10 protein-coding genes and 1 pseudogene are annotated in these 14,547 nt (G+C 41.7%); 1 reads left to right on the forward strand and 10 read right to left on the reverse strand.

The features are described from left to right. Nucleotides 1-2: 2 nt before the first annotated feature. From DF947_RS18785 to DF947_RS18810, 6 genes are all read right to left on the reverse strand, one after another. A complete protein-coding gene (locus tag DF947_RS18785; protein WP_109931800.1) occupies nucleotides 3-1,208 on the reverse strand; it encodes a glycoside hydrolase family 76 protein in 1,206 nt (401 codons plus the stop codon). 46 nt (nucleotides 1,209-1,254) lie between these two features. Next, nucleotides 1,255-2,382 (reverse strand): SusE domain-containing protein, encoded by a 1,128-nt coding sequence (locus DF947_RS18790; protein ID WP_109931802.1) that lies wholly within the window; start codon nucleotides 2,380-2,382, stop codon nucleotides 1,255-1,257. Between the two features lie 13 nt (nucleotides 2,383-2,395). Then, nucleotides 2,396-4,015, reverse strand: coding sequence for a RagB/SusD family nutrient uptake outer membrane protein (locus DF947_RS18795; RefSeq protein WP_109931805.1), 1,620 nt, complete (start codon nucleotides 4,013-4,015; stop codon nucleotides 2,396-2,398). A 23-nt stretch (nucleotides 4,016-4,038) separates the two neighbouring features. Continuing rightward, complete coding sequence (locus DF947_RS18800) at nucleotides 4,039-7,191, reverse strand: SusC/RagA family TonB-linked outer membrane protein (RefSeq protein WP_167398029.1); 3,153 nt, start codon at nucleotides 7,189-7,191, stop codon at nucleotides 4,039-4,041. A gap of 63 nt (nucleotides 7,192-7,254) precedes the next feature. Then, complete coding sequence (locus DF947_RS18805; protein ID WP_109931807.1) at nucleotides 7,255-8,673, reverse strand: sugar porter family MFS transporter; 1,419 nt, start codon at nucleotides 8,671-8,673, stop codon at nucleotides 7,255-7,257. A gap of 6 nt (nucleotides 8,674-8,679) precedes the next feature. Further along, nucleotides 8,680-10,455, reverse strand: a complete 1,776-nt coding sequence (locus DF947_RS18810) for a class I mannose-6-phosphate isomerase (RefSeq protein ID WP_109931837.1) — start codon at nucleotides 10,453-10,455, stop codon at nucleotides 8,680-8,682. A gap of 382 nt (nucleotides 10,456-10,837) precedes the next feature. On the opposite strand from DF947_RS18810, the gene DF947_RS18815 reads away from it, so the two are divergent. After that, nucleotides 10,838-11,605, forward strand: a complete 768-nt coding sequence (locus DF947_RS18815) for a GntR family transcriptional regulator (RefSeq protein ID WP_240615418.1) — start codon at nucleotides 10,838-10,840, stop codon at nucleotides 11,603-11,605. 123 nt (nucleotides 11,606-11,728) lie between these two features. Here DF947_RS18815 and DF947_RS18820 read toward each other — a convergent pair whose 3' ends face one another. The 4 genes and pseudogenes from DF947_RS18820 to DF947_RS22615 all read right to left on the reverse strand — a co-directional run bounded on the left by DF947_RS18820 (nucleotide 11,729) and on the right by DF947_RS22615 (nucleotide 14,312). Beyond that, on the reverse strand, nucleotides 11,729-12,598 hold the full coding sequence (locus DF947_RS18820; protein ID WP_109931811.1) for a nucleoid-associated protein: 870 nt from the start codon (nucleotides 12,596-12,598) through the stop codon (nucleotides 11,729-11,731). Nucleotides 12,599-12,911: 313 nt separating this feature from the next. Next, nucleotides 12,912-13,993 (reverse strand): annotated as a pseudogene (locus DF947_RS18825) (DUF932 domain-containing protein). Then, on the reverse strand, nucleotides 13,983-14,177 hold the full coding sequence (locus tag DF947_RS22140) for a hypothetical protein (RefSeq protein WP_146202949.1): 195 nt from the start codon (nucleotides 14,175-14,177) through the stop codon (nucleotides 13,983-13,985). Before DF947_RS22140 ends, DF947_RS18825 begins: the two are co-directional and overlap by 11 nt. A 6-nt stretch (nucleotides 14,178-14,183) precedes the next feature. Further along, a complete protein-coding gene (locus tag DF947_RS22615; protein ID WP_262510090.1) occupies nucleotides 14,184-14,312 on the reverse strand; it encodes a hypothetical protein in 129 nt (42 codons plus the stop codon). Between the last annotated feature and the right edge of the window lie 235 nt (nucleotides 14,313-14,547).

The following is a 14,547-nucleotide window of genomic DNA, read 5'->3' on the forward strand; positions in this document are numbered from 1 at the left end:
TTTTAATATTTTGAGAGCATTGCCTGTAGCCTCTGCATCCAAGCTTGATCTACGGTTTCCATTTCTGTTGAGCGATTCTGACCATCAAAACCGGCAAAGAAATAATAACCCAAGTTAGTGGTATTTCGATTGGCAATATTGAGTCGATTGATGTTTTCTTTGGCGTACACGAGCCAAGATTCATTTTTATCTGCTTCGTAAAGTCGGATCATTGCTTGTGAACCCCAAGCACACCACGCTGGGTTGATTCTGCTCTCGGCCGTGTTAAAGACGTAGCCCTTGTAAAGTGCATTCCAGAGCGTAGTATTCATGGCCCTGCCTAAACTCTGCGCTTTGGTTAAATATGCTGGATCATTCATTACCTTGCTGTAAATCAGGAAGGCTTCTACCATTATGGCATTATCATAGGTAAATTTCTCTGTGTGTTTTAGGCCTTCTCCAGCGCCGTCTATTTTCCAGATGTAAAGTCCTGTATTGGAATCAAACATTTTTGCACTTAACCAGGCATCAACTTGCCTTGCCCAGTCTCTGTAAATTGATTCTCCTGTTAAGCCATAAAGTTTAGCAAACAGTTGTAGTGTAAGTCCGTTGGTTTGTGTTGGTTTTTCGGGTTTCAGTGTATTCCAATAAAAGCCCCCACCATAAACATTATCCCACAGGCCACTATTGATCAGCCAATCTGCGCATGCCTTAGCTTTTGCAAGATAGGCTTGCTTGTCGGCTCCTGTTGTTACTTCATAAGCTTCTAGGTACACCATCCCGCTTAGGGCATTATCATCTACATACTTATCGCCGCCTGCGCCGCTACCATCCAAATTAACGGAGGCAAAGTAACCACCGCGCAGATCCTTTTTATCCCACATGTTTTCCATGAACTTAAAAGTATTGTTCATGTAAACCAAGTAGCCACTCTCTCCCGCTGCAACCATTGCAGCATCTGCATAAATCTGACTTACGTTATACCATTCAAAGCAATTTGCCGCTTTGGATGTTGTATTTGCTCTGTAACTATAGCTGCCAGTAAGCAGATTGTTTACGGTAAAGTTATGGGTTTCTTTGGCCAGCTGAAGGTAATTAACTGGCGCACCAGGCACTACCGGAGGGGTTACAGGTGGTGGGGTTACTGGAGAAGGATCAGCTCCTTTTTTACAGGAAACCACTAAGAAGAGGGCGAAAAGTAGTACGGTGTATTTGAGTATTGCTTTCATAAAATAGGTTTAAACCACCGGCAACACACCGGTGGTAGAGCATAACTTATTGGTTAACAATGTTATGCGTATATGGTCCGGTTGCACCTAGGTTAACCGTTGCTTTGATGCTTTTATTATCGGCAGAAGGATTGAATTTATAGGTATTGTTCCACTGATCGTTGGTAACGGCGTTTAGGTAGAAATAAGAAGCGGCCTGACCAACAGGGCTTACATTATTTACATTGCTACTGCCCATGTATTTGATGCCTGCTGAAGTATGGAGTGCAAATTTATAACGCTCATCTCTTCCCCAAGAAAACTGGTAGAATACAACAGGTATTACTCCAGATTGCCATGTACCCCCAGACGTGTAGCTTAACTGCCCGATTTCGGAAGCATATGCAGACATATAAAGACCAACACTCTGAATTTCACTCATTTCAACTACACTGGCTACATTAAAATCGTATTTTAAGTAATAAACTTTTGTGCTCCCGATAACGGTAATTGCGGATGTGCCTTCCTTTAGCAATGCACCTTCAGCATAAAACTTTCTTCCCGCAGCAGTTTGTTTGTCGGTAAGTTGATAAGTTCCGGCTTTTAAGGAAGTATATAACTCATAAACACCATCTTCAAGTTTTTTAAATTTGATTCCTTTGGTCACATCATCGCCGCTTTCAGTAGCCGAACCGGTTAAATAGAGGTCGGTTGGCACCTCAGCAAATCCTGCCGGGCGTTCGAGTTGAAGCGATCTGCTTTCTTGCCCAACTTTTTTACTGCTGGCCTTGGAAGCGATTACCGTCCAGTTTACTTTACCTGTAGAAGAAGAATTGATGCCACACAGTGCAGCAATTTTGGTTAAGTCTTTGTGCGATATGGTTACTTGAGGTTGTACCCCTCCACCATCTGAAACCACTTTAAAAACCGGGTTGGTGAAATTTCCACCTTCTTTATCAAAGGCTACCTCATAAAGGATGAGCCCTCCGTCTTCAGGCGTCGCAGCTGTCCACTTAAACTGTTGTGAGGCAGATGCATTTGATGGGGTGAGTTTTATGCTGGCCTGATTTGCTGGCAAGCTTAACCCGCCAATTGTGCTAATGTTTTCATTGAGTGCTTTTTCATCTTTTTTGCAAGAGATTGCAGCGGTGCATACAACTAGCACCATGGCGAATAACTTTTTAAAATTTTTCATGTCCATATAAGGTTTAATAACCAGGGTTTTGTGTTAAATTTTTGTTTAAGCTTACCTCACTTGATGGAATTGCCCATAAATAATCCCTTTGAGGATTGAATTTGCGTTGCTGGGTTCTGATGTATCCATTATCAATGTTTTGATCGGTTGCAAATTTTGCACCATGGGCAAAGCCATTCATGGTTACTTCTGCTACTTTCCAACGTCTAATGTCATCAACTCTTAAACCTTCCATTGCCAGCTCAGCTCTGCGTTCGCGGCGGATAACTGCCGTTAGGTCGCCTGCTGGAAAACTCAAAGCTGCTGCATCTGTAAAACCAGCCCTTGTACGAAGCGCACCAATTGTTTTTGCCCAAACTGAGGCATCCATCTGCCCCAAGGCATTTTTTGCCTCTGCATAAGTCAACAGTACTTCCGCATAGCGAAACAGGTGCAGATTATTGCCAGAAACAAAGCTTGATAAAGCAATCGGGTCAAAATATTTCCTCCAGTAATAACCTGTTGCAGAAGCACTTTGCGAACCTGGCGAATATTCATCCAAGCCTGGTTGAACAGGATCTGAACCTGGTCTGATGTAAATTGTTTTGGTTGTATTGTTCGGGTTTACCCAGGTGTATCGGTCGTAAACTACTGTTGCGGTAAGTCTCGGATCACGGTTTACATAAGGATTGGTTTCCACATAGCCCGAACCCGCTTCTTTGATTCCTTTACCGTTTAGCATCACGTAGTCATCTACCAGTTCCTGTGTAGGTGCCATAGCACTTACCCTTCCCCCAACTGTTCTTGGCGCAAAATCCCAGAAGTTTTGCCAGGTTCTAACCGTTGGAACGTATTGTAGAGACAATATGCTTTCGCTATTGGTTTTGTTGGTTGCCGGATCGCTAAATAAAGCACTGTAATTTGGTGTTAAAGAATAGGTTCCATAAGTTGCCTGATTGTTGATTAACTTCTCGCAAACCGCCACTACTTCGGCCATTTTACCTTGATAAAGCAATGTTCTCATCTCTAAAGCCAGTGCCGCACCTTTTGTAATCCTGCCATTTTCGCTGGCTGGAAGTTGATCTTTACTTGGAAGATTTGGAATGGCTGCTTCAAGCTGAGCAATAATGTAATCGCTAACTGCTGCCTTTGATGTACGTGGAATTACCTGAGCCTCTTCTGGCGTAAGGTCGTGATCAGGAAGGGGCACATCGCCATACCATTTGGTTAGGTTAAATAATGCAAAAGCCCTCATGAATTGATTTTCAGCCTTCATTCTGGCAATTGTTGCCGCCGGAAGGGTTTTGTTCTGGTCTACATTATCCAAAAAGATGTTGACCGATTTAATGGTTTTGTAATAACTTGCCCAATCGCCAGCAAACTTTGCGGTAAGCGAAGTTGCATTTCCGCTAGCAATTAGGTTAAGATCTCCTGATGGCGAATAGGCATTATCAGAAAGTGCCTCAGGCTCAAAGTATAAAGAGCTGTTGTAAAGCAAGCTGTAGTTGTTGTTAAGCGCATTGTTTACGTTTACATCCACGGTCCAGAACGTTAAATCTGAAAACCGATCCGTTGGCGCAATATCGAGCTTTTTACATCCTGCGAGTGCAAGGAGGCTGAAAGCGATGATGTGGGTTTTATTTAAAAATTTCATATGAGTAATTCTAGCCGTAAATATTAAAATGTGATGTCTAAACCTGCCCCGTAAAAAATTGGCAATGGATATTGGCGGGCACTGTTTGAACTTGATCCGGTGCTCACATTATTTCCGAATTCTGAAGTTTCTGGATCGATAAATTTAAGTTTTGAAAGCGTAAACAAATTCTGTCCAATTAGGGAAACCCTTAGCCGCTGAATACCTGCCTTTTGCGTTAATGCCTGCGGCAAAGTATAGCCGATGTTTACATTTTTTAAACGTGCGTAAGCTGCATCATATTTGTAAAGATCAGAACCAGTTCTCCAGTTGTTGGTGTTGGATGGGGATCCAATGTTTGCAAAAATTGGGTAGCGTGCATCGGGATTTGCCGGGCTCCAGTAATCGGTCATGTGTTCATAAACTGTTGCACCATAACCGTAATGGAATGGCTCAACAAGCTCTCCACGAAGGAAGGTTTCGCGTTTGCCCACACCTTGGATAAACAACTGAAGATCGAAACCTTTTACAGCCAAGCGGTAAGTAAACCCGAAAGTATATCGTGGAAAAGGATTTCCCAACACCGTTTTGTCTTTCGCATCAATTACGCCATCATTATTTAAATCCTTAAATTTAACATCGCCTGGTACAACTGCGTTTCCAGCAATTTTAGGTGAGTTATTGATGTCTGCCTGATTTTGGAAAAACCCATTGGTTTGATATCCGTAATATTGAGTAATCGGCTCACCTACGCGTCTAAGCAATTGGAACACATCTTGATTGATGATCTGTTCGGTAGCACCGCCTGATAATTGAAGCAATTTGTTTTGGTTGTCTGCAACATTAAGGCTGAAACTTTGGGTTACATTCTGCCCACGTAAATTGTAGGTTAGCGTAGCTTCCCAACCTTTACTTCTCACTTTTGCTACGTTGAAATCGGGTGTAGCGGCACCAAAAATTGTTGGAATATCCTGTCTTGGTTGAAGAATGTCTCTGGTTACTTTATTAAAATAATCAAAAGTAGCGGTTAAAGTATTATCGAAAAATCCTGCTTCCAAACCGATGTTTAAGGTTGATGCTTTTTCCCAGGTCAAATCTCTATTCGATAACAAGGTACCTGCACCACCTACTGGAACATTGTTAAAGCCGTAAGCACTTGCATAGTTGAAGTAGGTTGTTTGATATTGGAAGTTACCCACATTCTGATTTCCCAGTACACCATACGATGCACGAAGCTTCAGGTTACTTATCGTATTCTTAACCGATTGCATGAAGGATTCTTGAGAAATCAGCCAGCCTGCGCTTACTGATGGGAAGAAACTTCCGCGATTGCCTTTTGCAAATTTTGATGAAGCATCATAACGAGCAGTAGCTTCAAGCAAGTAACGATCTTTAAATGAATAGTTTAACCTACCAAACAAAGATTGTAAGCTATTGGAATTGATGGCGATACTATTATTGGAATTAATGGGATCCACGATCGTTCCTGTTGTTGGCGTGCCTAATAATTGATCTGTTAAGGTTTTTTGAAGTTGGAAGCCACGTTGCGAAAAATTTTCGCTTGAGGCACCTAGCTGAACTTTAAAATCGTGTTCTGCTATTTTCTTACCGTATTCTAAATAAACTTTGGTATTGAAAAGTTGCGATTTGCTATTGGCATCTAATACGGAGCGATCATCTCCGTAGACGCCAGAAGGCAGGTAATTTACCTGGGTACGGCGGAAGAAAGTACCATTGTTTTGCAATGTACCACCAAACTCACCGGTCAATTTCAAATCTTTGGTAATGCTAAACTGACCATTGAATGAGCCGAAGACCTCATCATTATCTGCCTGATTGTACCCCCCTTTTTCCAGTACGCCATATTCGTTGTATTGTGAAGCAAAAGGATTGGTTAGATAATTGCCATTTTCATCCTGCCAGTTGAAATTATGTGGAACCCTATTGGCATCTGCAAAGATATTGTTATCGCCTACGCTATTGGTTTTGTTTCTGGTTTTGGTGTAAAGCAGGATAAAATTGGTACGGAATTTCCCCATCACGTTGGTTTGGTTTAACCTGAGGTTGTATTTCTGATATCCAAATTTTGAGCCCTCGCCACCATTGCCGATGAAATTGCTTTGCTGATCTTGAAAACCTGCAGAGATGTAGAACGCACTTTTCTCGCCCCCACCTGCAATATTGATGTTATGAGACTGTTGCGGTGCGGTACGCAATAGGTGTTCAATATCCCAGGTACCGTCTCCCTGATCTTTAAGCTGCTGAATTTGATCTGGCGTATACGCAGGACTTAAGCCTGAGTTCACTAAAGATTCATTTTTATAGTAGGCATTTTGCCAAGCCGGAACCTTGTCTACTAACACATTAGCATCTTGAATACCATAACTACCATTATAAGAAACGGTAGTTTTTTGATTCAGCTTACCTGCTTTGGTGGTGATCAAGATTACCCCGTTTGCTGCCCGTGATCCGTAAATGGCGGCAGAACCGGCATCTTTCAATACCGATACACTGGCAATGTCGTTTGGATTGATTGTGTTTAAATTCCCTCCAACGATACCATCCACAACCACTAAAGGTGTATTGTCGCCCAGAGTACCTACCCCCCTGATGTTTACGGTAACATCGCTTCCCGGATTTAAGTTGGTTTGCTGGATAATTAAATTGGGTGCCTCACCTTGCAACGCTTGGTAAGCATTTAGCACAGGCTTGTTTTCGATGTTTTTCGCATCAATTGTACTTACTGAACCCGTTATCGATACCCTTTTTTGAGTTCCATAACCCACCACAACAACATCGTTTAGGGCATTACCTGCTGTAGGCGCCAACTTCACGTTTATTGTTTTTTGAGATGCGATAGCAACCTCTTGACTGGCATAACCAACGTAAGAGAAAGTTAAGCTTGAAGAGGCCATATTATCTGGAACGGAAATGCTGTAATTGCCGTTGGCATCCGTAACCGTGCCTATTGATGTGCCTTTGATTTGCACACTTACCCCTGGAAGGCCAATGCCCTTCTCATCCGTTACTTTTCCACCTACGTTAATGTTTTTAGTGCCCTGCTCTACTGGTGTTAAAGCGAAGGGTTTAGCTGAGAGGTATCCGGGCATGAATGGCACCAGTACTGACACCAGCAAGGCAAGCTGCCTGCGAGACAGTCGCCTAAATTTTTGTGTTTGGTAAATTTTTAGTCTCATAACATTGTGATTGATTAGGATGCTTATGGGCATCTGAAATATATGGTTAGGTTCTTTTGGTGTTTATTTCTTATTTAATTGATGGCTTTTTTGCCAGTGTTCATCAATTTCTTCGAGCGATCGGCCTTTAGTTTCGGGTATGAGTTTCCAGGTAAGGAGCAGTGCCGGTGAACAGCAAATGGCGAAAATCCAGAATGTCCACGATGAGCCCAGGCCCTGAAGCATAACTGGTGTAAGTTGCCCTACAAAGAAATTACCACTCCAAAGGGTTAGCGTAGCCAAGGACATGGCTTTTCCGCGAATGCCGTTTGGAAAAATTTCTCCGATAACTACCCAACATACAGGCCCAAATGAGAAGGCAAAACAGGCAATAAAGGCAAGGATAAATATGAGGATCCAAGGGCCAGAGATGACGCCGAATTGGAATAGCATTCCGATAATGATGAGCGAAATGACTGCCCCTCCAACCCCGATATAGAGCAAAGGCTTTCTTCCCCATTTATCAACCGTAAAAATGGCAACAAAGGTGAATACCACATTTACCAGGCCGATGGTTACCTGCCCACCAAGTGCATTATTTAGCGTAAAGCCTGCTTGTTCTAATATTCTTGGCCCGTAATAAATGACCGCGTTGATGCCGCAAACTTGAGAAAGAAAAGGAAGCAAAAGCCCAATCCACAGCGCCTTACGGTACACAGGGTTAAACAGTGTTTTGAATGAACCATCTTCTTCTGAGACTTTGCGACCTGAAAAAGCTTCTAACTCTTTCCTTGCCGCAGCTTCACCATCGATTTTGATGAGTATTTTTTCTGCCTGTTCTTTGCGTCCCATCGTTAATAACCACCTTGGCGATTCAGGGACAACGAATAACGCCAATAGGAAAACAAGTGCAGGTATTGCGCCCAAACCAAGCATGGCACGCCACACTTCGCCAGACAATATTCTTTGTACATCTGCATTTGCATAGGCATCTCCTGTGTGGCTTGCCAAATAAGCATTGGTAAAATATGCCACTACAATGCCGATGGTTAAAGCAAGCTGATATAGGGAAACCATCGTTCCTCTAAGTCTGGATGGGGCAAATTCTGAAATATAAAGCGGAGATACCATTGAGGCAACACCAATTCCAATTCCGCCGATTAGCCTGAACGCAATTAAAGACGAGAAGGTTCCTGCATACATGCAGCCTAGCGCAGAGGTTAGGAAAAGGAATGCCGATAGAATTAAGACGATTTTCCTTCCAAACTTATCACTGAGTTTACCTGAGATAATTACCCCGATGATGCAACCTAAAAGTGCACAGCTCACAAACCATCCCTCACTCACTGCATTTAGGCTATAATCTTTTGTAACCAAACTTATTGTTCCGGAAATTACGGCTGTATCGAAGCCAAATAAAAAACCACCCAAAGCTGCCACCAGGCAAACGAGGGGCAAATAGGATCGGCTTTTTTTAATATCGATATATGTATCTTGCATCATGGCGATTTATTTTAAGAAGGCTTTGATTACTTTGGCCTGCTGGTTAGCGTTGTTTACAATCTTATAGCTTTTTGCCGCTGCCGGAATTACGAAGGTTTCTGCATACTGAAAACTCATGGTCGATCCGTCGGCAGTGGTTACGGTAACCGATTCGCCTTCAACAAGCATCAGTACGTGGCAGACATTTTCGGTTTCCACTTCTGCGAATGAATCAAAATCCAGGCGATGCACATCGTAAAAATGCTCTTTATGTGTAGGGAGATGGTAACAGGTTAACCCATCTTTTTTAAAGAGCACGCTCGGTTTAGAAATGAGTTCTTGTTGTACCTTTTCGCCTTTACGAGAAAAATCCAGGTTTTTAAAGGCATGTTCGATGTTTATCGGGCGAGGTTTGCCGTTGAGATCTAGCCTTAGCCAGTCGTACATCTTAAAAGTGAAAATATAGGGTGTTGCACTAATTTCAAGCACCAGATTTTGTGCCCCTGCACTATGAATGGTTCCGTTAGGGATTAAAAACAGATCGTGTTTTTCTGCCTTGTGGCATTGTACATATTGCTCAATATCAAGCTCTACTCCATTTTCATTGCTGTCTTCCAACACTTTTTTGAATCCATCTGGATGAATATCTTCCTGAAAGCCGAGATATACACTTGCATCTTTGTTGCAGTCGAGTATGTAGTAGGTCTCATCTTGGGTGATGTTTTCACCAAACTCTTCTCTAATGTAGTCAAGGCTTGGATGGCATTGTATCGACAAGTTTCCACCGTCGAAAGTGTCTAGAAAGTCGAAGCGTATCGGAAACTCATTTCCAAAACGTTCGACATGTTTGCCTAGCACATTTTCTGCCTGCGCAAACATCAGCAAATCGAAAGAAACTTCTAAAAGCAGGCCATCGCTTTCAAACACCAGTCCATTTTCTGGAACGATCAGTTCGAAAGACCATGCATAATTCACTTCGTTTTGGTCGAGTTGCGGCATGCGGTGTTTCATCCACTGTCCTCCCCAAGCACCTGGCGCAAACCATGGCCTTGCACGGAAAACTGAAGTAGACATTTTCTTAAGGCCTGCCCGAACCGCGTCTCCATAGCCCCAATTAATCTCTTCCTCCCACTGGGCATCAACAAAAACATCAACATTTTTTGCCAATTGCTCTTTATGGGCATTTAGCAACACCCAATCAACAAAGTAGAAACGCTTGTACATTTCTGTTTGCTCCTGCGGACTCGACTTGCCTAAATTGCAGACTGCTCCGGCACTCATGCGGTGCTGCAACTCATTCTTTGGTAAATCAACATAAATCAGAGCTGCATCCCATCCACTCAATGAAGCTCCACAACCAATAATCAGGTTTATATCATAGTTTTCATCAGCTTCAGCATTCCTTAATGCTTCTAGATCGAGGAAATCACCTAAGTTTAAAGTAGTCTTTTTACCCCATACAGCGCCATTCTCACCCAAAAACGCTGCCGTAATCTCATCTATCAAATCTTCTTCCTTTAAAAAAGTAGCGGTTTCTATAACGTTTAAACGCAGACCTTTTGAAGCAAGCTCCTTTTTTAGTGAGCTGATTAAAAGATTCCAATACACCCCTACATAACCATCAATGATTACAGTTTTTTGACCAGCGATGTATTCAGCTAAAGTTGCATAACCATTGAAAATTTGTTTTTCGCCAAGCGTAAAGTATGGGTAAATATCATATCCTTGCGGCTTGCTGATTTCTTTCCTAAATGCCGGCATGATTTCTTGCTCGGTCTTTCGCATCGGTTCTTCTATTGACATATCGATATTTGGATTCTGATAAATTATATTTTGAATTTGGTTCATGTCCATACAATGTTCCTGCATCAGCAGATTTTAAGCATTAAAAAGAAATTCCATTGTTTTGATAACATTGCCGTAATTTTAAATACGGAAGCACCATTATATCGAAACCGATAAGGAAGATGGTTAGAAAAAGCATCTGGCTCTACATCATCAAAAACTTTGAAATTGAATAAATCATTTGGTTAGATAGTACATTCTTTACTATGTATGTACAAATGTATTATTAAATAAATCATTTCCAAATTATTATTAAATTATTTTTTGCAGTTTATGCTTTGGCTGGCATAAAAAAGTGTAATGGTCACGGAAAACAATAGAATGTATATACATAATAGAAATGAGTAGAAATTTTCATATTATTGTATCGAGTATGAAACTAACAATAGACCATAAAAGTCAGGTGCCATTACATGTACAGGCGGAAGCATTGTTAAGGAAACTGATTGAAAGCCCTGAATATGTTGGCGGCAAACTGCTCCCTAACGAAGTAGAGCTATCAAAGGAACTGGGCATATCCCGTACTACCCTACGCCAGTCGATTAACAAACTGGTTTATGACGGTTTGCTCAGCAGAAAAAAAGGTGTGGGCACGAAGGTAGCCGAGTCGAAATCGCTGAGCTCGAAGTCCAAGAACTGGATGAGTTTTTCCCAGGAAATGAGCGCCAGGGGAATTCCGATCCGGAATTTTGAGCTGCATGTAAGCTGGGTATACCCTGATAAAAGACTGGCAGGTTTTTTCCAGATCAAAGAGGACAAAAAAATTTTGAAACTGGTTAGACTAAGGGGCCGTCCCGAAGGCCCTTTTGTATATTTTGAATCTTATTTTCATCCAAATGTAGGCTTGACGGGTGAGGAGGATTATAAAGCTCCGCTTTATGAAATGCTGGAAAAGGAGCATTCGGTTGTTGCCATGGTATCCAAAGAGGAAATCAGTGCATTACTTGCTGATGAATTGATCGCAAGTAAGCTAGAGACAAGTGTTGGGTCGCCAATCTTATTCAGGAAACGTTTTGTGTATGATATTGACGAAAGGCCAATCGAGTACAATCTGGGGTTTTACAAAGCGGACAGTTTTGTGTATACAGTGGAAAGCAGGCGGGAATAGATATCCCGCCTTGGTGTTCCAATAGGATATATAGGTTTTTCGTATAAGAAATCATCCAGCTCCATCCGCAATGAGCCATTCGATCTGTTTTGAGTCTGTTGAATTTTGACAAACATTTATCTCTTAAAGATATCTGAATGGATAAAATGGGGGATTTTCTACTCTGTGATTGACAACGAGAAGTATGAAGACAAGAAATAATACCCAGTCAATGATTATTGTACTTTTTATGACCCAGCTTAAGAGCAGCACAGAGGCTATTTTTTTATTTATATAGCTAAAATCATCTTTAAAAATTTTGAATACTTCGGGGTATCTGGTTTCAAAGTTACTGGTCTCTTCCGTGATTTCAGATCTCAGTTTTTTCAGATCCTTATCATATAAATATAGGTACCAACAAATAAAAAAAATATAAATTGCGAGCATTGCAAGAATGAAGTAAAAAGTAACTACATCCGCCTTAATCTGGAAAAAAGCATATACGGAAGTCCCTATCGATAGCGGTACTGCCACAACCTGTGATTTTATTTTATCCTGAGCCTGGTTCAGCGCATCGAAATAGCTTCTTTTTTCGTCCTTTAATTCCCTTGAAATTTTCTCGAAGGCCATTGCTAGCTTATAGATATTTATATTCTTGGTATCCTTAAAATCAAATGTTGAGGCTTTGTCGTTAAACTCAATATTGAAGCCATCTTTTTTTCTGGCCAAAATTATACATAGAAACCTCGTTTCATTGAAAATATAGTCAGCAAAAAGATAGTAACCGCCGGTTGCGAACACCTCATTTTCTATCCTGCTCGCCAAATTATCCAGACTTGCTTTGGTGTAGCTCAAAAAAACCTCGTCAGTTTCCGCCAGAAGGTTCTTCTCTGTATTCAGCATAACCGTATTGGTGACCTGTTCTGGGATAAACTTGCAATGCCTTGTTTTATCAAGTTCGAAGCTTTTATGGATTTCCTCAAACATCCTGTCTATTCCGGGATCTGGGGGCATAAGAGAATTGGAAGAATTATAAAGTCGATACCCCGTGTTTTGCTTTCTTTCTCAAGCTGATGGATGGCGAGTCTCGATACTTTCATTATTGCGTTAATTTAAGATTGAATGGAGAGTCTACTATATATTTGTTTTCTAAATTAATCAATAGTCGTTACAATTTTAAATTAACACCTACATTTTTTCAGTGTTTTGTTTAAATGAAAGAGGAGCCTTTTCCACCAGTCCAAACCTTATCATATTATTAGAACTGACCTAACGCGCGGAGCGCGACCGGCGATTTCAAGGATTAAGTGGCTTTGTGCCACTTAATCTAACTCATTTCAATAACGCCTTTTTTTGCGAATTGATGGCATAGGTTGAACGCACTTTGCGATCGCTGCATCCCCGTTCCGTACATAATGCTTTTGAACTTGCTTTCTTCATTTTTGAAGTTCCGCACATTCTGAAAATAACCGGTAATGGCGTTGTACGTTCCAAAAAGGGTATTCTGTGTTGTGATCTCCTTTTGGGTCGGGTTTGTGGCTGAATATTCGAGTACACCATCGACAATATTACTGTAATGCTTTGAGAGTTCGTTGCACTTTCCGTCATTGAGAGTTTGAAGCACTTCTTTGCTGGGCGCCATGGCCATCTGCACCAGTTTTTTTGTCTCTTTATCGCTTATGCGGACCTTTGCCCAATGGTTGAATATTTCGCCGATTTCCTTAGCAAACAGATTACTGATGCCCATTAGCCTGTGCGCCTGTTTAAGTTTTTCTGTTGCGTTTACGGTGTGTCTGATTTTGACGGTATTGGTGCAGTTCCGCAAAGCTGCATTGAGGGTATTCTGACAAACAATTCTTACGGGCGTAAACGATGCGGCAATGCTCCCGAACCCGTCGTGTGAGGTGGTCAAAAAAATATACTGCTCCAAAAGATCATCACGGCCTATTCGGATGTATTCGGGCAGTTTGGCGGTAATAAAAATCTTTTCGCCTCTGCCAAGAGCGCCAGCGGTTTCGTAACGGATGCCCTCGCCCGAACCCACAATGCTGTCAAAAAACGAAAAAGCCTCGCGATATTCTGTACGACATGGTAATCCTTCCTGACCACGCCCAAAACTTCCTGTGTATCTGTTCTAAGGGTAGAATAGTAATGGGGAACCAAAATTTGTGCACTAACGTTTTCCGTTAAACTCTCGCAGTCGGGGTTGTTAAAAATACTACCGCTGTGGTTATCCAATGTAAAAAGCGGTCTTTTTTCAACGGTATAGTCAAGTCCTGCATGTAAAAGTGCTTCGGCACTTGTAGGAAAGTCTTCGATGACCGTACCCAGACTGTGCCAGGCCTTTTCCCTTACGGAAAAAAAGCTGTGTTTCTGTTTTGCCGAATTGTAGTTAATATTATGCGCCATGGTCTCTGTTTTTTAGGTTTCTTGTTTTTGTGGAGAGTATCTCGGAGGTCAGGACTTTGACCTTCGGTGTATTGGTTATAAAAAACCTCGAGGTTTTTTCCATTTCCTTTAGGGTTTCATCGATGTGTCCATGTTCGGTTCTTACCTCAATGCGGACGATAAAAAATATTTCTTCTGTTTTCATGGTGATTTAATTTTGGTAGTCGTTTAAGAATTCATGGAAGTGAAACCTGAAAATTGTGGGGTTTTGTTCGAGCAGTCCCTCTGCGTAGCCTTTCCAGTATAACTGGTCTAAAAGTTCAAAAAATGCTTCGTACATAGCTTTAGAATTTAGGTTAAACCCTGCCCGAACTGGGCAGGGCAAAACGCGGTTAAGCAGGGATAGTAATTTCAGCTTCGATTTCGCCAAGCCTGTTTGTGCATAGGTTGGGGATTATCCAAAAAGTGGCCACCGTTTTTTACTCAAAGTGGCCACTTTCTTTTCAGCTAAAGTGGCCAGTATATACCGGTAAAAGTGTGCACTTGACTGATTTATAGCCGTTTTAAGCCTGCTA

It is taken from the genome of Pedobacter paludis, assembly GCF_003173575.1.
GTDB lineage: Bacteria > Bacteroidota > Bacteroidia > Sphingobacteriales > Sphingobacteriaceae > Pedobacter > Pedobacter paludis.